This window comes from Pseudogracilibacillus sp. SO30301A (assembly GCF_037072025.1).
Lineage (GTDB): Bacteria > Bacillota > Bacilli > Bacillales > Amphibacillaceae > Pseudogracilibacillus.
The window spans coordinates 119,246-141,984 of the sequence record NZ_JAXHDD010000003.1 but is presented as its reverse complement, the minus strand read 5'-3'; the positions used below and the strand labels follow the sequence as shown (position 1 = coordinate 141,984).

19 protein-coding genes and 1 pseudogene are annotated in these 22,739 nt (G+C 33.3%); 2 read left to right on the top strand and 18 right to left on the bottom strand.

Annotated features, from left to right (window positions below):
- Positions 1–509 precede the first annotated feature (509 nt).
- From SPD89_RS03390 to SPD89_RS03310, 17 genes and pseudogenes are all read right to left on the bottom strand, one after another.
- Entirely contained in the window at positions 510–1,559 is a 1,050-nt protein-coding gene (locus tag SPD89_RS03390; RefSeq protein WP_336260553.1) for a sugar-transfer associated ATP-grasp domain-containing protein, read from the bottom strand.
- Positions 1,560–1,571: 12 nt separating this feature from the next.
- A complete protein-coding gene (locus SPD89_RS03385; RefSeq protein ID WP_336260552.1) occupies positions 1,572–3,329 on the bottom strand; it encodes a hypothetical protein in 1,758 nt (585 codons plus the stop codon).
- Positions 3,322–4,593, bottom strand: a complete 1,272-nt coding sequence (locus SPD89_RS03380; RefSeq protein ID WP_336260551.1) for a lipopolysaccharide biosynthesis protein — start codon at positions 4,591–4,593, stop codon at positions 3,322–3,324. The genes SPD89_RS03385 and SPD89_RS03380 overlap by 8 nt, the downstream gene beginning before the upstream one ends.
- A 486-nt stretch (positions 4,594–5,079) precedes the next feature.
- The gene (locus tag SPD89_RS03375; RefSeq protein WP_336260550.1) at positions 5,080–6,147 is read right to left on the bottom strand and encodes a glycosyltransferase; all 1,068 of its coding nucleotides are present in this window, start codon (positions 6,145–6,147) and stop codon (positions 5,080–5,082) included.
- 111 nt (positions 6,148–6,258) lie between these two features.
- The gene (locus tag SPD89_RS03370; RefSeq protein ID WP_336260549.1) at positions 6,259–6,597 is read right to left on the bottom strand and encodes a transposase; all 339 of its coding nucleotides are present in this window, start codon (positions 6,595–6,597) and stop codon (positions 6,259–6,261) included.
- Positions 6,598–6,633: 36 nt separating this feature from the next.
- Positions 6,634–7,464 (bottom strand): annotated as a pseudogene (locus tag SPD89_RS22850) (transposase).
- Between the two features lie 161 nt (positions 7,465–7,625).
- The gene (locus SPD89_RS03360; RefSeq protein WP_336260548.1) at positions 7,626–8,933 is read right to left on the bottom strand and encodes a hypothetical protein; all 1,308 of its coding nucleotides are present in this window, start codon (positions 8,931–8,933) and stop codon (positions 7,626–7,628) included.
- Positions 8,934–8,959: 26 nt separating this feature from the next.
- On the bottom strand, positions 8,960–9,931 hold the full coding sequence (locus SPD89_RS03355) for an ATP-grasp domain-containing protein (RefSeq protein WP_336260547.1): 972 nt from the start codon (positions 9,929–9,931) through the stop codon (positions 8,960–8,962).
- 5 nt (positions 9,932–9,936) lie between these two features.
- Positions 9,937–10,890 (bottom strand): 1-aminocyclopropane-1-carboxylate deaminase/D-cysteine desulfhydrase, encoded by a 954-nt coding sequence (locus tag SPD89_RS03350; RefSeq protein WP_336260546.1) that lies wholly within the window; start codon positions 10,888–10,890, stop codon positions 9,937–9,939.
- A 22-nt stretch (positions 10,891–10,912) separates the two neighbouring features.
- On the bottom strand, positions 10,913–11,437 hold the full coding sequence (locus SPD89_RS03345) for a GNAT family N-acetyltransferase (RefSeq protein ID WP_336260545.1): 525 nt from the start codon (positions 11,435–11,437) through the stop codon (positions 10,913–10,915).
- 19 nt (positions 11,438–11,456) lie between these two features.
- Entirely contained in the window at positions 11,457–12,074 is a 618-nt protein-coding gene (locus SPD89_RS03340; RefSeq protein ID WP_442961031.1) for a sugar transferase, read from the bottom strand.
- Between the two features lie 85 nt (positions 12,075–12,159).
- The gene (locus SPD89_RS03335; RefSeq protein ID WP_336260544.1) at positions 12,160–13,266 is read right to left on the bottom strand and encodes a DegT/DnrJ/EryC1/StrS family aminotransferase; all 1,107 of its coding nucleotides are present in this window, start codon (positions 13,264–13,266) and stop codon (positions 12,160–12,162) included.
- Between the two features lie 28 nt (positions 13,267–13,294).
- A complete protein-coding gene (galU, locus tag SPD89_RS03330; protein WP_336260543.1) occupies positions 13,295–14,173 on the bottom strand; it encodes a UTP--glucose-1-phosphate uridylyltransferase GalU in 879 nt (292 codons plus the stop codon).
- Between the two features lie 24 nt (positions 14,174–14,197).
- Positions 14,198–16,030: a polysaccharide biosynthesis protein gene (locus SPD89_RS03325; RefSeq protein ID WP_336260542.1), complete on the bottom strand. Its 1,833-nt coding sequence runs from the start codon at positions 16,028–16,030 to the stop codon at positions 14,198–14,200.
- A 356-nt stretch (positions 16,031–16,386) separates the two neighbouring features.
- Positions 16,387–17,157 carry a tyrosine-protein phosphatase gene (locus tag SPD89_RS03320; RefSeq protein ID WP_336260541.1) on the bottom strand — a complete coding sequence of 257 codons (771 nt, stop codon included), beginning with the start codon at positions 17,155–17,157 and terminating at the stop codon, positions 16,387–16,389.
- A gap of 299 nt (positions 17,158–17,456) precedes the next feature.
- A complete protein-coding gene (locus tag SPD89_RS03315; RefSeq protein ID WP_336260540.1) occupies positions 17,457–18,152 on the bottom strand; it encodes a CpsD/CapB family tyrosine-protein kinase in 696 nt (231 codons plus the stop codon).
- Positions 18,121–18,897 (bottom strand): YveK family protein, encoded by a 777-nt coding sequence (locus SPD89_RS03310; protein WP_336260539.1) that lies wholly within the window; start codon positions 18,895–18,897, stop codon positions 18,121–18,123. The genes SPD89_RS03315 and SPD89_RS03310 overlap by 32 nt, the downstream gene beginning before the upstream one ends.
- A gap of 347 nt (positions 18,898–19,244) precedes the next feature.
- Here SPD89_RS03310 and SPD89_RS03305 point away from each other — a divergent pair, with 347 nt between their 5' ends.
- Positions 19,245–20,705: a C40 family peptidase gene (locus tag SPD89_RS03305; protein ID WP_336260538.1), complete on the top strand. Its 1,461-nt coding sequence runs from the start codon at positions 19,245–19,247 to the stop codon at positions 20,703–20,705.
- 302 nt (positions 20,706–21,007) lie between these two features.
- Here SPD89_RS03305 and SPD89_RS03300 read toward each other — a convergent pair whose 3' ends face one another.
- The gene (locus tag SPD89_RS03300) at positions 21,008–21,475 is read right to left on the bottom strand and encodes a hypothetical protein (RefSeq protein WP_336260537.1); all 468 of its coding nucleotides are present in this window, start codon (positions 21,473–21,475) and stop codon (positions 21,008–21,010) included.
- Between the two features lie 419 nt (positions 21,476–21,894).
- Between SPD89_RS03300 and SPD89_RS03295 the strand changes: the two genes are divergently transcribed.
- On the top strand, positions 21,895–22,716 hold the full coding sequence (locus SPD89_RS03295; protein ID WP_336260536.1) for a polysaccharide deacetylase family protein: 822 nt from the start codon (positions 21,895–21,897) through the stop codon (positions 22,714–22,716).
- Positions 22,717–22,739 lie beyond the last annotated feature (23 nt).

Here is a 22,739-nt window from a genome sequence, read left to right as displayed (position 1 = left end):
TCTAATATTGCATTTCACGCTCTCTTTATAACTAAATTAAAAACAACTTCTATATAGCTTAGCTCATGCAATCTTTCTCTTCCAAGAGCAAAGGAATCTAGTATTAATTAAGTAATAAAAGTTAAGCACTCACTTCAATTCATCTGTAGCTTGTGGAAAGGCATCAAAACCAACGGATTATAACCTAAATATTAGCTAATATTTCTGTGCTTTTTATATCGAATTAAACGAGTTTTACTAACTACAAAAATATTTATAATACTCACTAAGTAGACAATCCATCCAACATTATAAATAAAATCTATAATAACATGATGAAATATTTTTCATCATTAAAGATAATCTAGAAGCTTTTAAAACATAAGTAACCTAAAGTTATAAACTCGTTACCTCGATTAAAAACAAACCAATTTTGAAATTCCTATAAAGATCAAGAAAACTAGAAGTTTACAGCAAATCCACAGGCTAGACTAAATCACTTCGTTCCATTATTTTCCCTCGATAAAAAATCAATTTTCATTATGGAGTTTTTCCCATTCTAAAGTTTTAAAACAAGGACCGGTTGTTGTTTCAATAAATTTTATATCTGGATGCCTAGCATTCCATTCAATAATTTCAGGATTACCTTTAGCGTTAATAGATACATCCCATCCAATAATCGCAAAATGTGGTATTTTCTTATGTAATTTAATACATGTTTGAACAGCTTTATTGAAATGAGGAATAGTTTGATTATAAAACTTATAACCAGTATCTGGGTGCTTATAATGCCTCTTCCATTCAAAATTTGTCCCATATTCTCCTAACAGGCCACTTTCATCTATGACTGGAATTCTCACCGTTCTATCTACTTGTACTAATACAGAATCACTTCTTCCAACTCTTAAGTAGGAACCTGCAAATTTAATATTCTTTTTTTTATCTTTTAATGTTGTTATTCTAATTGTAGCTACGCTACCTGTAACAATTTCATCAAACCATTCAGATTGAACTATCGGTCTTTGAATAACTGCATCTCCTAAGTTATATAACTCGTTTAAATCAAAATTATTTTTATCTAGTTTTATAACCCCTCTACCTTGATTTGATTCATCTTTTTTATAAAACAATTCATCATAATTTTTAAAAAGTAAATGAAATGCATCCTTTTTATCAATAACATTGAAATCCTGATCGTATAATGTTTTATCAATCATATAAAATTTATCAGGAAGTAAATCAGTTTGCACTATTTTTCTTGACATTGTTTTAATATTAGAAATTTCTCCAATTCCTTTATTTACTTTTGGTGCAACAATATAACCAAAATAATTATCAGGAATCCAACCTTCTTTAAACTTTTGGTTATATGCAGTGTAAGCATATAACCAATAAGAATATTCTTTGGATCCTAATACTTCTATCGAATACTCATCAATAATAGATTTTAACTTTGATGATAATTTATATCCTGTATCTTTCTCGATTACTCTTAAAGCATTTAATGCATTTTTTTTATGAATTTTGTCATATTTATTCTTTTTGTACTCTTTCAAAAATTTTTTTATTTGTTTTTTCATATTTGCCCTCAACTATTCGTTATTTTGACTTAATACCGATGTTTCATACAACACTTGTGTAAGCGCAATATATTGTAATACTGCAAGTGAATTATTCTTTAAAACATTTTCAATGTTTGCCTTTAACTCAGAAGACAGTATGGTAGTATTACTTAAATAACTTTGTATTGAATCATTCCAATCATTTGTAGTAATTAGACTTCTCCACTCAGTCCAAGGGCCTTGATTTCCTTTAATAATACCGAGTCTAATACCAAATTGTCTAAAAGTCCATGTAGTAAAATGAATTAAAATATTAGGTTTCCATGAATAATAAGGTAACCAGCCATTACTATGAAAAATCCATTTAGAAGGTTTTAAAAATGGTTTAACGCTTTTATGGAATAATTTTCGATTTAACTTCCAACTTTGATTTACTCTTGCACTAATTTTAACTATTTCATTCGATAAAAATGGCTCATAACTTTTAAACAATCTTCTATTTGCATGAACATTTGGTATATTCCTATTCATTGAACTAGGCCATAACTCAAACCATTCTTCTGCTGAATCATTCCTAAATTGACAAATAAAATCTAGGTGTTCCTGTCTCCTTAAAGTTAATTCTTTTATTTGTTTTTCATCAAATAAATTAACTTTTAGCTTATTAGAATTAGAAAAGCTCCTATCTTTTATTTCACTCAAGAATGGCAGTTTAATAGTCCATATATGCTTCTTTATTCTTGCTCCTTTTAATAGAGCATCGGAAAACAATCCACCAAACACTGCATCGTATCTTTCAATTTCTTTATGAAATCCATAAGTATGTGCATGGTGATACTCTGATCCTGTTCCGACTAAGCTTGCACATTCAGGTAAAATATCCAAATAATGTGTATAAGTTCTAGTTCTAAGATTAAATGTCGCATTGTAGTTTTCTGTTATTCTTTTTGCTAATTTCCCTTCACGATTCATCGAATCTAAATAAATGAATGCATCTCTATTTATATCTTTTAAAAGTCCTGATAAAGTTCTAGAATCTTCTCCCCCGCTTATAAATTGAGCTATATTTGTTGTCTCAGAGGTTATTTTATTAATGTACTTAATTAAATTTTTCCTAATATCATCTGCAGCTTCATTAATCGAACTGTAACTATTTTCTTCTATTGGAATCCAATAGCTATTTGTTCTCAATTTATTTACATTAATTTTATGTGTTGAAGCTGGTTGTAATTGCTTTATATTCTTATAGAAAGTATACGGATAAGTTACAACTCCATGTAAAATAAAATCTATTAAAGAAATTTCGTCTAGGTTTTCTTTATCACCTGATACTTCTGCCAACATATCTACGTGAGAGCATATATAACTATTTTTCTCATTATTAAAATAATAAACTGGTACAAATGACATAATATCAGTAACACTCAAACAAGTTCTTTCTTTTTTATTTATAATTAATATGTGAAACGGTCCACTAAAATCTTCGTTCCAATTTATTTTTCCATTCAACCAACGATTAAAAATAGATTTCGTTCCTTCATTACTTTCTTTAATAGTAATAAAACTATTATCTCGAAACATAAGTAGTGGACCACCTACTACAACTGTAATGAATTCCTCTGTTTCTAATGGTTCGAATCCGTTATAAGTGTTTTGAGAAATAGCCAATGAACCCCAAGTACCTTGATAATATTTCAAATTGGTTTTTTCATTTTTATAAATGTTTTTAAAGACTTTATATATCATTTTTTGCTCTATCTTTTTGGTCGAATATAAAAAATCACTCATATTTCATCATTCTCTTTCGACTTAATCTAATAGTAATTGATATTAATAATGCATTTGATATTGTGCCAGATATACAAAACACAGCTATACTTAATAAGTCATCTTTAGATAAATAATAAGTAAAAGCTAACAAACCTATTCTTAAGGCTGTCCATAATATTGTCCAAATCAGATGGAACTTTTGCGCATTTAATACCGGTAATGTCCTAACACTTGGTCGATTCATAAACGCAAAATACGACCAAATTGAAATCCACCTTGCATATTCCCCAGCCATTTCCCAATCACTCCCAAATACTAAGCTAAAAAGAAATGGGCCAAACAACATTACAACACCAAAAGGAATAATTCCTACGATTGCTAGCGAGAATGTTGCCTTTCTAATTAAACCTGCGACATCTTCTTTATTTATAGCTGCTTCTGCAATTCGAGGATAAAATACATCTCCAACTGCTTTACCTATTAAATTGGTCGGCAATCTTAAAACTGTTCTCCCTATTGTATAAAAACCTGCAGCAGCTGGACCAAAGAATGTTGTCAACATGATTACAGGTACACCTTGGGATGCAGAGTCTATTAAATCTTGAGGGGCGCGATAGACTGGAAAATCATAATGTTTCTGCGCTAATTGTTTAATATTAACACTTTTATTAGATTTAAAACTTATATTTTTATCAGAAAATAAATACATTAATGTTCCTCTTAGTCCATTAGCTATCGCTGTAAAAAAAACTAAAACCTGAGCTATAGGGTAAAAGAAGCCAATTCCGACTTTACTGATATTTACAATTAAAGATTGATAAAGTGTAGCTTTGGCATTTATTGAAAACTGCTTTGTTCTTATCATCCATTGTTCTAAAACCTGCATAAAACCAGAAAATATAATTATTACTGGTATGAAATATAAATACATAGAAATATTTTTAAAATTAAATAAATTAGCCAGTGGTTCCCTAAATAACAAAATAATAATTAATGAAATAATTGATAAAATCAATGATACAAGCATTGATAACTTTACAATTCCTTGTGCATCATCATCTCTTTTAGGTAACACGATTGCTATTGGATAAGTTAAAGCAGCAATTGGGATAATCATATTTATCATGGCACTAAATGTTCCCATTACTCCAAATGCTTCAGGTCCATATAATCTTGTGATTATTGGAGAAAACAACATTGTAATAGCTTGAGCGCCTGCTGTACCACTTGCAACTATGACGACATTTTTTACGAATTTATTTTTTAGATTATTTTTAATCATGGCTTTTCCTTAATATTTTATTCTTTTTATTTTCTAGCTTAATAATATCTTCTATAAATATATCTAGTAGTAAGACAACCAATAAAAAAGTAAATGAGTATACTTCACTTATCATCATCGTAGTAGAAACAAAAAAGAAAATAATACAAATTTTGCAATTTCATGCTATTTAAATTAAGCGATGCGCTTAATAAATAATAGTACTAATAACACTATTGGAATAAAACCAATTATTCCATGTTGGAACATATACTGAAGTATGGTGTTGTGAAGTCTCTTTCTCTCTTAGTGCACTAAGCACAATTTATCTACTACCATCACCATAATATGAATAAATTAGCTCTATAGAAAATAATCCGTTTCTAATATAGTAAAAAATATAATTACAAAAGCTAATACTTTTAAATTTATTTTCAAAATATAATTCACTTCCTAAGTATTCCAAACAATATCTATACATATTATAAAATAAAATATTCTATGAATTTAATCGAATTTTTTATTATTTAACCTCATATAAGATTGATGCATCCGATAAATTATATAAAACGTTACAATTAAATTTTTTCTAAATAGTTTTGTGACTGTTCGTTCCTTCTTGGGTAATAAATTTAAATCAACGTTTCTCAAAGCAGATTTGTATGGCTCTAAGTTTATAAATTTTATTATTTCTCTTTTTCTCTTAAAAATATTTGCTTTATAGTCTTTATGAAAATATTTGTGATCTAAATGCCATAAAATTATTTGAACTGCTCTTGCATTTATTACATCATCGAACTTTTCTTTTTCAGTAAACTGTTTTGAAAATTTCTCCATTTCATTTAATAGAGAATTAAAAGGGGTTAATGTATCTTCAATGTATCTAGTTCCAGAACAAGTCGAAGAATTATTAATCCGGTAATGGTACAAATGTTCATCATAATATTTAATCAAATTAGCTTTACTAAATGCTTCCAAACAAAAAATTACATCTTGAGAACGAGTGAGCTCTTTTTTAAATTTAATATTATTTTCTTTAATTAAATTACTTTTATAAAGTTTACACCATGTCGTTCCAGCAGATACCGTATCCCCAAATTTTTTTTGACCATAAAATTGATAAATAGATTTTAGATATAAAATCTCTTTTTTTGCAGTAAATGTTTGGTTTCCACCTGGAATTAAAGATAAGGCTCTTTCTTGATTTGCATAATTTTTAAAATAAGACCATACGATAATATCCGCATTTGTTTCAACAGCTTTTTCTATTGTAAATTCTATTGTATTTAATTCTATCCAATCATCACTATCAACAAATGTTATATAATCTCCTGTGGCTTGCTTAATCCCCAAGTTTCTTGCTGTAGAAACACCAGAATTATCAATACTTAATAGTGTTATTCGTTTATCCACATTGGAAAATTGTTGACAGATAGATAAAGAACTATCTATAGATCCATCATTAATTAATATAATTTCTATATTTTTATATGTCTGATTCACTAAACTTTCAAGGCAATTTGATAAGTAATTTTCTGCATTATAGATTGGAACTATAATACTAACCTTTTGCATGAATATCTTCCTTTAATTTATATTTTATGGTTCACTATCACGGGATTATCGACAATAGTCGACATTAAAAGTTCATAATAATAGGCTGCTTGAATGTTTGTCGAAAAAAATTTAACAAGCTATTTGTTGTCCATTTTGTTTTAAACGTTTCTCATAACGGTCTTGGTATTTCCTCCATTTGAGTTGGGCATTCTTTTCTTCCTTCATCCGCATCCGTGCCTGGATCGATTTGATGGAATAACCAAAACCTTGTTGATTCATCGTCCGAACCTGGTTATTTTTCCCTTCCGTTTTGGCGTTGGATATGTAATGGATAAAGCGATTAAGGATTTCGGGCAACCAATTGCAGATCGTTTTCAGCAATTCCTCGAACGGTTCCGGGGAAAAAGCCAGGACCTTCTCTTTCCATTCAAGATGGATTGTGCCAGTTCCGGAGATGCCTCTTCCCATTGTTTCAAGCGTTCCTGTTGCTCTTCTGTTAACTCTTCAGGCGATTCGGCAAAGAGCTCCTTGTCTTTTTTTCAAGTCATCCCGCTGTTCCTTGCTTAACGATTTCTGAACGTCTTTTCGAACTTCGCCCATAGCTTTAGTAGAAGCCTGAATAACATGGAATGCATCAATGACTACAATTGCATCAGGGAGTGCCGTTTAAATCGCGGTTTTATAACCTCTCCACATATCAATCGCAACCGCCATTACTCGTTCCGGATGTGATAATTCATGGAGCAGCTTGTTGACTTCTTCCTTGCGCCTGTTTTCATGCATCAGAAACAGTTGCGGACGCCATGGAATGGAAAGGTCATATAGGACAAGTCGATATTTGCCTTTCCCTTTGGCCAAACTGATTTCATCCATTCCGATCAACGTGGGTGTTGAACGTTCCGTCAGATCCGGCTGCTCCGAATAATGTTTTAATACATGGATCCGCACATTTTGACCACTACGACCAAAGGCTTCTCCAACTGCTTTAAACGTACAGTCATCTGTTGCGTACAGAAGTGCTTCATGGCCGATTTCGGTAATGCGTTGATACGGCTTTAGCCAGGACAAAGGCTCCATAAACGTATGATGACAAACATCACATGCAAAGCGACAATGGTTGAAATGATTAATGATGGGTGTGTTATTGTGAGTACCGGCAACAACCCATTTAGGATGATACTCATGAACTTTGGTTGTCCAAAAACCACAATCCGGACAATGAGCTTCTTGATTTGTACATTGAATATGACGGTACAATCCTACGTTTGGGTAGCCGAATGGAACTTCTACTTGATGAGTAATGATAAAAGGTACTTTATCGCCATCGCTTGTCATGATATAATGGTTAAGCATCCAAATCATCCTTTCGTTGGTATTTGTTTAGTTACTTTACCAATACGACAGGTGGTTTGGATTTTCCTTTTTTATCATCAAATTTGTCGGATTATGCTACCCGTAAATTGTTATTGAACCTATTTTATCTATAATAAAGATTCCTATTCTTCCACCAACCATTTAGTCTTACCTGCCACAGTCTGCCTTAAGCTTTGAGACTGTCTTATTTCTAATTGTGCTAGTCTCTCATCTACTTGTTTCAAACGAAATCTAATTTCTTCAATATCCTGTTTCATTAATTTTTCTTTACTTTTCACATAAATAGTATAAATATTATTTGTTGTATACCTTATTTGATAGGCAATAATTTTATCAGAAAATTTAATTGCATGAGTTATTCCCTCAGAATGTATAGGTGTATTATCATCTAACATTAAAAAGTCATTATCTCTACCTTTAACTTCCTTAAATGAATATACACTATGTTTGTCTTTTTTACATTCACTAATTATGTCTCCTAGTTCATACCTCACTAAAGGAAATGCTCTTGGATATAACGATGTTAGAATAATTCTTCCCGTTTCCGCTGGATTACCGTTATCATCTACACATTCTAAAATGTTATTTTTCCATAATACTTTATATTCACCATCAGGATGTGTTTGAGCAATGTAATTTGTTTCCATTGCTGCATATTGTAAGCCTACTGGACAGCCAAATATTTCCGTGACAAATTCTCGATCTTCACTTCTTTCAAATCCTTCGGCTGCACCTAACACAACTTTTAAGTTTAACTGATGAAAGATTTCTTTTTTATCTTCATTTGCTTTAGCAAGCATAAATAAAGCTTTACTATATCCAATAATATATTTGGGTTTAAACTTTAATATTTCTTCGCCGGCTTCTTTTAATTTTTCTTCTGATAAATCGTAAGCTGAAAACCGTTTAAATCCTATTAAAGGTAAACCAATATCAAATTTCAATTTATTTTTGACTCTAGTTAGACCTTTTCCTAACGTATGGGAATGTCCCCATAATCTAAACATTTTATCTGATCTTTTAACACCGTAAAAATCTCTTACATACCAAACAGAAGGTTCGCAGTGTACTGCTTCGGAGTGCCATTTGGGAAATTGTAAAGGATTACCTGTAGAACCTCCTGTTGTTCCAAAAGAATCAGCTTCTTTACTTTTATTTGTAAAAAGGTGAATATTTTCACTTACAAAATCTCTTGTAATAATAGGGAGTTCATTAATTTGTTCAAAACTATCAAAGGCTCTTGGGACTTCCTTTTTATTCACAAGATTTTTATAGAAATCAACATGAATCTGAATTTTTTCCCATTCTTTATTAAACCTTTGGAGTTGATAAGATTCAACCTGATCAATTTTCATGTTTTGATAGAATGTTTTTTCTTTTTCTAAATGTGGTTTTATTTTTCTTTCTCTTAATTGAGGCAAAAAAAACATATTTAACTCTCCGATACATAAATTTCTTATTTTTCTTTTATTAACTTCAAATGATCATATTTCATCATCACAATCTCTGCTTTGTATTTATATGTTTTATAAGTTTCATTCTCTTCGTTTTTCAAATTTGTAACAATGTATTCCATGAAATTACATCCTAATTCATAAGCATGTGGATATCCTCCACCAAATCTTGGATTTATTTCAGAAATAAAATATTCACCATTAAACTCAAAACAATCAATATCGATTGGGCCTATAAAGTTGGTTTTTTCAATCATTTTCTTTATTAATTCTTCTATTTTTTCACTATGTGTTGATATCGATTTATCAGTTTCTCCAGCTCGCATTTTTATTTTTTCTTTAATGAATAAGTCAACTAATTCGCCATTAACCATATCAATATATACATCGATTCCAAATTCTTTATCTTTATAAAAGGGTTGTATAATTTGCCCTTCTAGTTTGTAAAATGCTTCGTTCAATTCTGATTCATTTGAAACGATGTACAAACCAATACTTGCACTTCCTTTTGCTGGTTTAACAACTAAAGGATATGATAACTTATTTGATTTCAATAAATCTTTTACTTCATCTAAGTTATCATATGTTGGGACAGAAGGAACTTCTTTATTTTTTAAGTACTTATAAGTTTTCAATTTATCAAATGAAATATCTACCATATCCTTAGGTGATAAGATTAATTGAATATTATGATTATCAAATAGATTCTTATTGCTTGCTAATATTTCTAATTCCGGGTCAATTAATGAAATGATGGCATTGATGTCGTGTTTCTTACATATTTCAAGTATAATATTAATATAATTTGGCTCATCAATACATGGCACAATTTCATAATCATCACTGAAATAAATAGCTGGAGCATGAGCATCACAATCCGTTGTGATTACTTTTCCTTGTTCTTTTTCAACCACATCTTTAAAGTATTCAATTATTTTCACCCTACGACCTGCGCTTGTTACTAATATGTTCATCTAAGTTACTCCTCTTTAAATTCACTAGCATAGTTAAATAATAAAGGAATGCCTCCTGTATGGATAAATAAAATATTTTCACCCGATATACTATTCGTCTTTATATAATCTAACATTCCATAATATGCTTTGCCTGTATAGACGGGATCCAATAAAACACTTGAATTTCTAGCAACATTTTTAATGGTATTTATTATCTCAGGATAAATATGGGCATATCCATTACCAACATATTTATCGATAAATGTTAATTCATTCGTAATATGATAATTAAATTCATGAATGTTTTTTAAATAAGATATGATGCTTTCTGCAATGACTTCTTTTCCTCGTGCATTATTTCTAGCAACACTAATCCCGATTACTTCTTTATTACTGTTATATAATATATTTCCACTTACTAAGCCGGCTTGCGTTGTACCAGTACCAGAAGCATGAAATATTTTGTTGAAAGAAAGCTCTAATTCTTTTTCTTGTTCCATAATTTCGTCAAATGCAAGTTTATATGCATGTGTTCCTAAGTCTCCATGTCCGCCACCCTGAATAAAATATGGATTATGACCTTTATCTAATAGACTACTTAAAGTATCTTTAATAGACTCTGGTACTTTATCCGTTTCCGTCCAAACGATTTCAGTATTATAAAGGTCATAAATTAAAAAGTTACCATTATAATGAACGCTATCACTTTTAGCTAAAATGAGTAATACCTTAAATCCTAATTTTCTTGCCATTGTAACAGTCAATCGACAGTGATTCGATTGTGCCGATCCATATGTTACTATATAATCTACTTTCTTTTCTCTTGCTTCAGCTAAAAACAATTCAAGCTTCCTTACTTTATTTCCACCTAAAGTAGGTTCTGTTAAATCATCTCTTTTAATATATATATTATTGTTGTAATATTCTCCATAAAATTCTACTGGGGTTGGATATGTATTAAATTTTATTGAGTTCATTACTGCACCTACTTCACTTCGTTCAAGATAAATACTTGTCTTTCAATATTCCCATAATATATCTATCTCTTTTCTCGCCATGGGATAAAACATCTTGCCTTAATAAACCTTCTATTTGGAATCCTACTTTTTCATTTAATTTAATCATTGGCATATTTTCTTTCCACACATATGCATACACTTTATTAAGGTTTAATTCTTTAAAAGCATAATCTAGTAGTATTTTTCTTATTTCAAAGCCAATTCCTTTTCCGTGAAGATTTTTCTCACCAATTCCCATATACGATTCAGCTTTTCCATTTTTTATATCAATACCTAATAATCCACCATAACCGACTGGTTTATCTGTTTCAATATCACAAACAATAAAATCTCTTCTACCCGGATTACTTGCAACACTATGTAACCATTTTCGAGTTCCAACTTCTGAAATCGGGTAATCAAAATTTAATGTATGCCTTATTTCTGGGTTATTAATCCACTTCACTCTATAAGGAATATCTTTTTCTTCCATTAAACGTAGGTATACATTTTTACCCTTAAGCATATAAAATATCCTTTCAAAATTATTTAGTATTACTATGAATCTCTTCTTTTGTATTACTATGAATCCCTTCTTTTTTAAACACTTTTACAATTGTTAAAATAAATATTTTAATATCAAGTAGAAAAGAAAGATTGTTGACATATTCAATATCATATACGATTCTTTCATCCCAACTAATATTATTTCTCCCTTTGATTTGGGCGTAACCAGTAATACCAGGGCGAACAGTAAATCTTTTGACTTGTTCCTTCCTGTATTCTTGATATTTTCTCGGATGATATGGCACTGGAGGTCTTGGTCCAATTATGCTCATATCCCCTTTCAATACATTTATTAATTGTGGAATCTCATCTAAACTCGTTTTCCTTAAAAATTTTCCAATTGTTGTTATCCTGGGATCGTCTTGAAATGTTTTAATACCTGAACCAATATTTTCTGCATTTTCTACCATAGTACGGAATTTATATATCTCAAATACTTTACCTTTGAACCCCAGTCTTTCTTGCTTATAAAAAATCGATCCCTTACTATCAATTTTTATTAATATAGCGATTATTGTTCCGATTAATACTGTTGGAAGTGAAAACAGTAAAATTATTAATATATCAAAAACTCTTTTTATATTTTTTTTATACATGAGCTATCACTCTCGCATCTATTCGAACTTTCTTTCTTTTTCAGATTTTATCACATTAAACCTATTAGTTTTGCAAAATGCACAATTAATAATTTTTTATTGCTTTAACTACTTTCTCTATTTCTTTTTTCATCATCTTTGTATCCGAAGGTAAGCAAATCCCATTTTTAAACAGTGTTTCTGCTACATTACCACCAACATAATCATATTGTTCAAAAATGGGCTGTAAATGCATCGGTTTCCATAATGGACGAGCCTCGATATTCTCCTTTTCCAATGCTTCAATCACATCTAATGGACGAATTTTTCCTTCTAATGTAATCGCACTTAGCCAATAGTTCGGTTCATCCCAGTCATTTTCTGGCATAAAACCGATACCTTCTATATTCTTTAAATGATCTTTATAGTATTCATAGATTTCCGTCTTCTTTTTCACACGATCCTCTAATACTCTTAATTGTCCTCTACCTATTCCGGCAAGAACATTACTCAAACGATAATTATAACCAATTTCACTATGTTCATAGTGTTTCGCTTGATCTCGAGATTGTGTTGACCAAAATTTAACTTTTTCAACTTTTTCTATTTTATTCGAAACAAGCATGCCACCACCAGAAGTAGTAATAATTTTATTTCCATTAAATGAAAAAATGCCGTAATCGCCAAATGTACCCGTTTGCTGTCCTTTATACTTTGATCCTAAAGATTCAGCTGCATCTTCAATTAAAACGACGCTATGTTTTTTACATAACTCTACTATTTCATCCATGTTCGCTGATAACCCGTACAAATGGACAATAATGACAGCCTTTACGTTTGGATATTTTTCAAACGCTTCTTCTAATGCCCTTGGACACATATTCCATGTCTCTTCATCACTATCAATAAATACAGGTGTTGCATTTTGATAAAGGATGGGATTTGCAGAGGCAGAGAATGTTAAAGATTGACAAAAGACAATATCCCCTTCACCAACTCCTGCTGCTTTTAATGCCATGTGAATAGCAGCAGTACCAGATGATAAAGCTGCTGCTGATTTCGAACCAACCTTTTCGGCAAATTCACTTTCGAATTTGTTTACATTTTCTCCAAGTGGAGCGATCCAATTTGTATCAAATGCTTCTTTTATATATTCCATTTCATACCCTTCATCACTCATATGTGGTGATGAAAGAAAAATTTTCTCTTTCAAAACGATAAGCTCCTTTAATCCCATTGTGTTAAGCTTTTATTTTTATTTCCTCAATCTTTTTCTCAAGAAATTCATATAATTCATCTTTAATATCATTATTTTGAAGTGCAAATTCAATAGTTGTCTCAATGAATCCTAACTTTTCTCCAACATCAAAACGTTTACCCTCAAAATCATACGCGTATACTTTTTCAATTTCATTTACTGCTTGGATAGCATCAGTTAATTGAATTTCTCCGCCAGCACCGATTTCATGTTTATCCAGATGTTCGAATATTCTAGGTGTTAAAACGTAACGCCCCATAATCGCTAGGTTTGATGGAGCTGTACCAAGCTTTGGTTTTTCAACAAAATGATGCACCTGGTAACGACGACCTTCTTTTGAAAACGGATCAACAATACCATAACGATCCGTTTCCTCATCCGAAACGGTTTGTACACCTATAACAGAACAGCCCGTTTCATCATACTGATCAATTAGTTGTTTTAACCCTGGGGTATCCGCCTGAACGATATCATCTCCTAAAAGAACTGCAAATGGCTCATCTCCGATAAATTTACGTGCACACCATACCGCATGTCCTAATCCTCTAGGTTGTTTTTGACGAATATAATGGATATCGACTTCCGCTTCTTTCACTTTCTTTAATAATTCTGTTTTACCGGTGCGTTTTAAACTTTCTTCTAGTGCGAAATTCGTATCAAAATGGTCTTCAATGGCTCTTTTTGTATTGCTAGTGACTATAATGATATCTTCGATTCCTGACTCGATAGCTTCTTCTACGATGTATTGGATGGTAGGCTTATCGACAATCGGTAACATTTCTTTCGGCATAGCCTTTGTGGCTGGTAAAAAACGTGTGCCTAGTCCCGCTGCAGGGATTATAGCTTTTTTTACTTTTTGCATTTCTATACCCTCCATACTTTTCGCTTACGAACCTTTAGCTGTCAACAACTCTTTTTCCATATAAACAATATTCATCAGATTATCCTTTAATTTTGGATTTTCAAAAGTGCTAAAATTCACAATCAAATCATCAATACAGTTTTCATCAACTTCTACAGTTCTACCAATATATATTTTCTCATATACTTGTCCTGGTAAAATTTCATCTTCACCAAGTAATTCTTCATACATTTTTTCTCCAGGTCGAATACCTGTATATTCGATTCCAATCTCTTCTTCTGAATAACCAGATAATCGAATTAAATTCTTTGCTAAATCAAGAATCTTTACAGGTTCGCCCATATCGAGAACAAAGATTTCTCCACCTCTAGCAAGTGTTCCGGCTTGAATGACAAGTCGGGACGCTTCCGGTATCGTCATGAAATATCTAGTCATCTCTGGGTCTGTGACGGTAACTGGGCCACCTTCATTGATTTGCTTTTTAAATAGCGGGATAACACTACCACGGCTACCAAGTACATTTCCAAATCGGACTGCCACAAATTTCGTATTGCTTTTAGTGTTCATTGATTGAACAACCATTTCCGCAATCCGTTTTGTCGCCCCCATGACATTCGTTGGATTCACCGCTTTATCTGTTGAAACTAATACGAACGTGTCTACACCAAATGCATCTGCCGCTTCGGCAACATTTTTTGTTCCGATCACATTGTTTTTCACCGCTTCATGCGGGTTATATTCCATTAACGGCACATGTTTATGTGCTGCTGCGTGGAAGATTTTTTTTGGACGATACTTTTCTACAATTTCAAACATACGTGCCTGGTCTTTCACATCACCGATTATTGGGATGATTTCGACATCGGTTTGTCCATGTTTTTTCCTTAATTCCATATCGATTGAATAAATGCTGTATTCCCCGTGTCCGACGAGAAGTAATTTTGCCGGTGAAAAGCGCATTAGCTGTCGACAAATTTCTGAACCAATCGAACCTCCAGCTCCAGTTACCATAATTGTATTGCCTGTCACTTTATCTTGAATTGAATCAATATCAAGTTCAACCGGTTCACGCCCAAGTAAATCTTCTACTTCGACATTTTTTAAACTACTAACCGATACTCGTCCAGTCATTAAATCTTCTATTTTGGGAATCATTTGCACTTTTGCGGAAGTTTTATTACAGTAATCAATAATTTTGTTTAATTCCCCATTTTTTAAGGAAGGAATTGCAATAACAATATGATCAATTTTCCTTTGTGTAACGACATCAGGGATATCTTTCACCTTACCGATAACCGGTAAATTATACACTTGCATCCGTTGTTTTGTCAGGTCATCATCCACAAACGCGATTGGCCATAATTCTGAATCATTATGATCATTATTCAATTGCCTTGCAATCATTGCTCCTGCATCACCTGCTCCAACAATAAGCGTGCGTTTTTTCTTATCAGACTTTGTAATATACCTGTCCCGAACGACACGCCAAAAAAAGCGAGAACCGCCAATTAAAATAATATGTAACATCCACGTAACCAATAATGCCCGGCGATACATCGTAAAATCGTTTATTAACATTTGGACAATTGCTGCCGATATAATAGTAAAAGTAACTGCTTTTACTATCGAGACAAGTTCCCCAACACTTGCGTACGCCCACATTTTATTGTATAAATTATAAACAAGTGCATAAACATGATGAAACAAAAGTAATGCTACGGCCGTAATGATGATGACTGTATTGTCATATGGAGTTGCACTATATGGATAGACAAGCCAAAACGCAACAAAAATTGCGATACTTACAATCACTGAATCTAGCAATATAAGTAACGTAAGCCGACTTCGATATGTCACAGTCTAACCTTCTTTCTATTTTCACTTATTCAAAAGTGATTAGTAACTATTTTTAGTATATCAAACAAAATGTACATAAAATTGCATAACTAATTTTTTTACATAAATTTTAGAAAACTTGGCTTATTTCCAAGTATGGCGGAAACTTTAGTTGCACCTACGACGTTCAGGACGTGCCAGTACTGGGGCACGTGACAAATGCTTTTCGGTGGTACGAGTAAGCGCAGTCCCAGTCCCAAAACGTCGCACTTTTAGTCAGTGAGCAGTAAGAAATTTTTAATACTTTGTATGAAAACAAACCTTTATCATGATAGATGGTGGCTGCGCTATGCGAAGCCATGCTGGTTTCTTACCTGTTAAAATAATCCAAACAACTTCCGACGTTTTGTCCGAATCGAAGCCGGCTCGATCTTATTAATATTCATGTTCCCCAGGAGCAATTGACTATTTTCCATGAACAGATAATACATTTCAACACCGTACCGTTCTTTAAATAGTTCAAATGCTTCACGCATGCAGAACCCTCTTGTTGTCGTGTTATGCGCATCAGATGCAATGAAATGTGTTAAATGTGCTTCAATTAATTGATGAGAAAATTCTTCAATTTTCTTACCGAACTTACCGACAAGACTTGCTGCTGTCACTTGTGATAACGCACCATTTCTTACAAGTTCGTACATTCTCCGGTGGTTTTCTAATAATTCTCTGTTTCGTTCAGGATGGACGATTACTGGTTTAATTCCGGCAATTTGTAGGTCGTAAAAAAGTTGTTCTGTATAATGCGGAACAGAATCAGACGGGAATTCTATTAATAGGTATTTCGTGTCATTAACCGGCTGAATTTCACCTTTTTCCAAATCTTCCAAAATTTCCCCGTAAATACGTACCTCTTGTCCAGCGATCACTTCGAGAGGCACATTATTTTCATGGAACAAGTCATTTAATACAGAGACATGGGTAGTAATTTCATCTTTATAATTATCATACGTTCTGTTTTTATGGTGTGGGGTAGCGACGATTTTTGTAATTCCTTCTTCTACCGCTACTTTAGCCATAGCAAGGCTATCTTGCTCAGTCTTTGCACCATCATCTACACCAGGTAATATATGACTATGTATATCAATCAATTAAATTCCCTCCTTTGGATATGTCTTTCTGTTCGTGATAGGTATTTTCACTCAAATTGATTTACAATTAAAATTATATAACAGAAGTGTAACAAATTTTATGGGAAAATTCTACCTTTTCAATAGGTATTTTCCCTCAAATTGATTTCCATTTAAAAATTATGCAACAAAGTGCAACAGTTTTTTGGAAAATTCTACATTTTTTCAAAAATAATCGGTACTTCCTTCGATAGGTTTACAGTTTCTACCTGTAGAGCTGTAAAAGAATACCCTCCTATTAGTATATAGAGGGTATTTTGTTACGAACCATAGTAGTAATAATAACTAGCAGTCTCTTTCGAACGATCATTTAGTATCGCCCCTAGTAATCTCGCTTTTGAATCTTTTATCATTTCCGCCGCTCTTTCCGCCTCTTCTAATTCCGTTGTACCACTTCTGTAGACAAGGATTGTTCCATCGACAATATTTGCCAATATTTTCGCATCCGTTACCGCAAGTGCAGGTGGCGTATCAAAAATAATAAAATCATATAATTGTTTTACTTGTTTTAAAATGTCAGCCATCCGTTTTGAAGCAAGAAGTTCAGATGGGTTTGGTGGGATCGGTCCACATGATAAGATGTGAAGATTATCAACATCTGACGCTTCAACAGTATTCTCTATTGTACTGTCACCGATTAATACATTACTAAGTCCCCGTAAATTATCGAGACGAAATGTATAGTGAACAGTCGGTTTTCTTAAATCTGCATCAATTAATAATGTCCGTTTTCCTTGTTGGGCATAGACGACTGCCAAGTTCGCTGCAGTGATTGATTTTCCTGCTGCAGGTCCGGCCGATGTTACGAGAAGAGACTGCAATGGCTCATCGACTGATGAAAACTGTATATTTGTCCGTATCGTTCGGTATTGCTCCGAGATCGGGGATCTTGGATTTAACTTTGTAATTAAATGACGTATTTTACTAGTTGGTGCCGGTTTTTTTCGCTTGAACATGATGGAATCCCCCTCTCTTTACAGGTTGTGTTGTTGTTGATGGATCACGACGTATATCATCTGCTTCAATTGTGGAGATAACTCCTATTAATGTAAGACCAAGTTTTTCTTCCACATCTTGTTCTGTTCTAATTTTCGTATCTAAGTATTCGAGTAAAAATGCAATTCCAACCCCAACCATTAACCCTAGAACAATCCCAATTGCAATATTAAGCATCGGTTTCGGTTCAACTGGTGAAGGATTTTCTTTTGTTATTGCCTCTGACAAAATATTCACATTATCCACATTCATCAGATCAGGAATTTTTTCTTGGAAAACATGTACAGTTGTATTGGCAATTTCTGTTGCAAGCGCTGGATCGGGATCTTTTACAGTAACCGTAACAACTTGTGAATTTTGCTCACTGGAAACTTGGATGTTTGACTTTAACGCTTCCGGGGAATAAGATAAGCTAAGTTCCTCAATAACATCATTCAAAATAGCTGTACTCGTAATAATTACATTATACGTATTAATAAGCTCAACGTTTGTCCGAATGGTATTTTGATCTATTTGCATTTCTTGGTTAGAGCTTTCTTGGCTTTGATTAACGATAAACTGTGTACTAGATTGATAGATTGGGGTTAATATAAAAAAACTAACAATCGCTGCAAGAAGCGCTGCCCCGATCACAAATGAAACAATAAGGGAAAGACGCTTTTTAACTATCTCATAAATCTCTTTTAATGAAATGGTCTCTTCCATTACTTTACCTCCACATTTTATTCTGATATTATCGAATTTATTCACGAAATTATTTTTTTACTAAATAATTACATAGCACTTAAATATAGTACCAAATTTCGCTAAAAAGTAAAAGGAAAATTGCTATATTACGACATGTAAACTAACTGTAATAATTGTAATAATGTGCGTCGTAGGCATTTAGTCATAATAACACGGTGGAAATTCGTACTATATTGTATTAGTTTGATAGTACTACCTATTATAAAGTGTTGTAATTGTAACGCTAAAAAACAACCTAGTCAAGATAGTCCTTGTGACTTTAATTGCATAGTAAAAATTTGACTAAGAAAAAAGGAGTGGTGTCATTGTCAAAAAACAAAGTATTTATGTCTGTTACTGCATCGGCTGTTATTGCTTCTACTATGTTTGGTGGCCAAACGGCAGATGCCGCATCGTATAAGGTTAAGCCGGGTGACTCATTATGGTCTATCTCGCAAAAATATAATACGAGTGTGGCAAATTTACAGGCTTGGAATAATTTGTCGAATCATATCATTTCCCCGAATCAAGTTATAGAGGTCGATGGCAGTCCATCTAATTCGAAAGCACCATCGAAAGATAAAAGCACTACACCGTCTAAGGCTAGTACATATACAGTTAAGGATGGGGACTCGTTAAGTAAAATTGCTGCCGAACACGGAATATCTTTAAAAAACTTGATGGACTGGAACAACTTATCAACAACATTAATTTACCCTGGCGATAAACTTGTCGTAAGTAAAGATGCTGCGAATTCAAAGCCTTCTAACAGCGGGAGTTCAAGTAGTGAGAACAGCTCAACAGGCAGTTCCAGCAGTGGAAGTACCTATACGGTTAAAAGTGGGGATACATTAGGTGAGATCGCAAAAGCACATGGGATCTCTTTAAATAATTTAATGAAATGGAATAACTTATCCTCTCATCTTATTTATCCTGGCGATAAGTTAGCTGTCAGTAGTAGTGGAAAGTCTTCTTCTAGTGATTCTAGTAATAGCGGAAGTAGTGGAGGAGGTTCTTCTTCTGGTAAGACAAGTACATACACAGTTAAAAGTGGCGATACACTAGACAAAATTTCATCTAATCATGGTATTTCGTTAAGCAACTTGAAGAAGTGGAATAATTTAACGTCTAATACTATCTATCCTGGCGATAAGTTAGCTGTCAGTAGTAGTGGAAAGTCTTCTTCTAGTGATTCTAGTAATAGCGGAAGTAATGGAGGAGGTTCTTCTTCTGATAAGACAAGTACATACACAGTAAAAAGTGGCGATACACTAGACAAAATTGCATCTAGTCATGGTGTTTCGTTAAGCAACTTGAAGAAGTGGAATAATTTAACGTCTGATACTATCTATCCTGGGAATAAATTAGTTGTCAGTGGCAAAGCTGCAAGTTCAGATTCGAAGCCATCTAAGCCTTCTACACCAGCATCTGGTGATTTAATTTCAACTGCAAAATCAGTTATGGGTGTTCCGTACGAATGGGGTGGTTCCTCCCCTAGTGGATTTGATTGTAGTGGATTTATTTACTGGGCATTTGAACAGTCCGGTCAATCGATTGGCCGCCTATCAACAGATGGATATTACAACCGATCCTATATAGTAAACTCACCACAAGTTGGCGATCTCGTATTTTTTGAAGGAACATATCGATCCGGGATTTCTCATATGGGAATCTACTTAGGAAATAATCAATTTATCCATGCAGGAACATCTACAGGTGTAACAATTACAAGTTTGAGTAACTCTTATTGGAGCAAACATTTCCATAGCTTTAAGAGATTTTATTAATAGTATATGAGAATCAGAAAGTTCTAGCGATGCCGCTAGGGCTTTTATTTTGGCAGATAAGAAACCTGTATGGCTCCGCATTGTGCAGCCACCATCTATCATGAAAGAGGTTTATATTAACTCTGCTAAATAAAAGGTACAGGAGTTCCTATGAATATACAAAAATTCATCTATACTTTTTTAAGCTGTACTGATAATTCCTCTTATTTAAGAACAGCATATCAGTTCGTTCATTAAAATTACGCGAACTCTAACAATCAGCCTTTAAATTGTCGGATTGATCCTTCGAAAACTACTCCCCCTTATTCCTCGGGATCTTCATCCATTTCTTCTAATGTTTCATCATTTTCATGATTATCTAATTCATCTTCTTCGGTTTCGATTTCTTCCAGTTCATCTTCTTTATGAACTTTTTCTTCAACGTTTTCTTTACTATCTTCTGTCATATCTGTTTCTTCAGCATTATCTTCACTATCTTCTGACATTTCTTTTTCTTCGACATTTTCTTCACTATCTTCTGTCATTTCTTTTTCTTCAACATTATCTTCACTATCTTCTCTCATTTCTTTTTCTTCAACATTATCTGTTTTTTCGTCTTCTTCTACCTGTTCATTCTTAGACTCTTCTTCGTTAAATACATCTGCTGCGGCTAGCTTCCCACCATAGCTTTTTGTATCTGTAAATAATGCGTTAGTTTCCGAATGTAGCATACTTGCAATCATAACTAGTAAATAAACCATTGCGAGTATGTTTACGAGTGTCTGTTTCATTGATCTCTCACCCACTTACTAGATTGCATCTACTCTATCAAAAAATGACTCGACATTTTGTTGAAAGCTGTCGGAAAAATTCACTTTCCTTAAAGTCCGTGTTTAAAAAGGAGGATAAAAAGGACCAAGAAGTTCGAGACGGCGCAGCTCCCGTCAGCGGAATGTATGCATATATATATGATTAAAGATCTGGCACGCAGGAAAAGTGATCGTCTTTTCCAAGGAAACGCTTCTAGCACGAAGAAAAAGTGCTTTCCTTTTTCAAGGAGTGGAGAAACAAGCATTCGTGCGAAATTCGCAGTGTCATTTTTACTGGACTTTTTGAACATCTTCTTAAAATGATAACTAAGTATTAGATAAAAAGTGCGTTAGACATTTTGTAGGGTGTATACTTATCGTAGAGAAATGAGGTTTAACAAATGAAACGAATATACATATTTATTATTCTACTCATACTAATCGGTTGCGCTAGTCCAACAATAAATGAAGCTGTTGACGTAAAAGAATTGAAGAGTAATATAGTACAAAAAGAAATTCCTGAAAGAGAAATAGATTTATCCCAATTTGACCGGTCTCCACATGAATGGGGAGAACATGTTACTGGTGTAAAGACTCGTTTCCGTACCGATAAAAAAGAAATCGCCTTAACATTTGATGCGTGTGGTGGGAATCATGGAAATGGTTACGATGAAGAGTTGATTTCCTTTCTCCGGGAAGAACAAGTTCCAGCTACATTATTTGTAAATGAGCGCTGGATCAATGAAAACGAAGCTATCTTTTTGGAGCTTGCAGGTGATCCGCTTTTTCAAATTGAAAATCACGGAACCGAACATGCTCCCCTTTCCATCAATGGTGGGGAAGCATGGGGCATTTCAGCAACCGGATCTGTTAATGAGGCGTATAATGAAATTATGGATAATCATAAAACTGTGAAAAACTTAACTGGAAGCAACATGAGATTATTCCGCTCAGGTACAGCCTATTATGATGAAGTCGCTGTGGAACTCGCAAATGCGCTTGGCTATGAGGTTGTCAATTTTAATATTTTAGGAGACGCTGGTGCGACGTATACGAGTCGGCAAGTGAGTCAGGCTTTATTAACGGCAGAACCGGGATCGATCGCACTGTTACACATGAACCAGCCGACGAGCGGCACGGCGGAAGGCGTGCGAGCGGCGGTACCGCAACTCGTGGCACGAGGATATGAGTTTGTGTTATTAGCGGGAAAAGAGCTGGAGTGAATTTTGCCAAAACAAATATACTA

Coding starts and splice junctions, on each gene's coding strand:
- SPD89_RS03390 (WP_336260553.1), bottom strand. CDS start 1,559: ATGAAAAAACAAATAAAAAAATTTTTGAAAGAGTACAAAAAGAATAAA.
- SPD89_RS03385 (WP_336260552.1), bottom strand. CDS start 3,329: ATGAGTGATTTTTTATATTCGACCAAAAAGATAGAGCAAAAAATGATA.
- SPD89_RS03380 (WP_336260551.1), bottom strand. CDS start 4,593: ATGATTAAAAATAATCTAAAAAATAAATTCGTAAAAAATGTCGTCATA.
- SPD89_RS03375 (WP_336260550.1), bottom strand. CDS start 6,147: ATGCAAAAGGTTAGTATTATAGTTCCAATCTATAATGCAGAAAATTAC.
- SPD89_RS03370 (WP_336260549.1), bottom strand. CDS start 6,597: ATGGGAAGAGGCATCTCCGGAACTGGCACAATCCATCTTGAATGGAAA.
- SPD89_RS03360 (WP_336260548.1), bottom strand. CDS start 8,933: ATGTTTTTTTTGCCTCAATTAAGAGAAAGAAAAATAAAACCACATTTA.
- SPD89_RS03355 (WP_336260547.1), bottom strand. CDS start 9,931: ATGAACATATTAGTAACAAGCGCAGGTCGTAGGGTGAAAATAATTGAA.
- SPD89_RS03350 (WP_336260546.1), bottom strand. CDS start 10,890: ATGAACTCAATAAAATTTAATACATATCCAACCCCAGTAGAATTTTAT.
- SPD89_RS03345 (WP_336260545.1), bottom strand. CDS start 11,437: ATGCTTAAGGGTAAAAATGTATACCTACGTTTAATGGAAGAAAAAGAT.
- SPD89_RS03340 (WP_442961031.1), bottom strand. CDS start 12,074: ATGTATAAAAAAAATATAAAAAGAGTTTTTGATATATTAATAATTTTA.
- galU (WP_336260543.1), bottom strand. CDS start 14,173: ATGCAAAAAGTAAAAAAAGCTATAATCCCTGCAGCGGGACTAGGCACA.
- SPD89_RS03315 (WP_336260540.1), bottom strand. CDS start 18,152: ATGTTCAAGCGAAAAAAACCGGCACCAACTAGTAAAATACGTCATTTA.
- SPD89_RS03310 (WP_336260539.1), bottom strand. CDS start 18,897: ATGGAAGAGACCATTTCATTAAAAGAGATTTATGAGATAGTTAAAAAG.
- SPD89_RS03300 (WP_336260537.1), bottom strand. CDS start 21,475: ATGAAACAGACACTCGTAAACATACTCGCAATGGTTTATTTACTAGTT.
- SPD89_RS03295 (WP_336260536.1), top strand. CDS start 21,895: ATGAAACGAATATACATATTTATTATTCTACTCATACTAATCGGTTGC.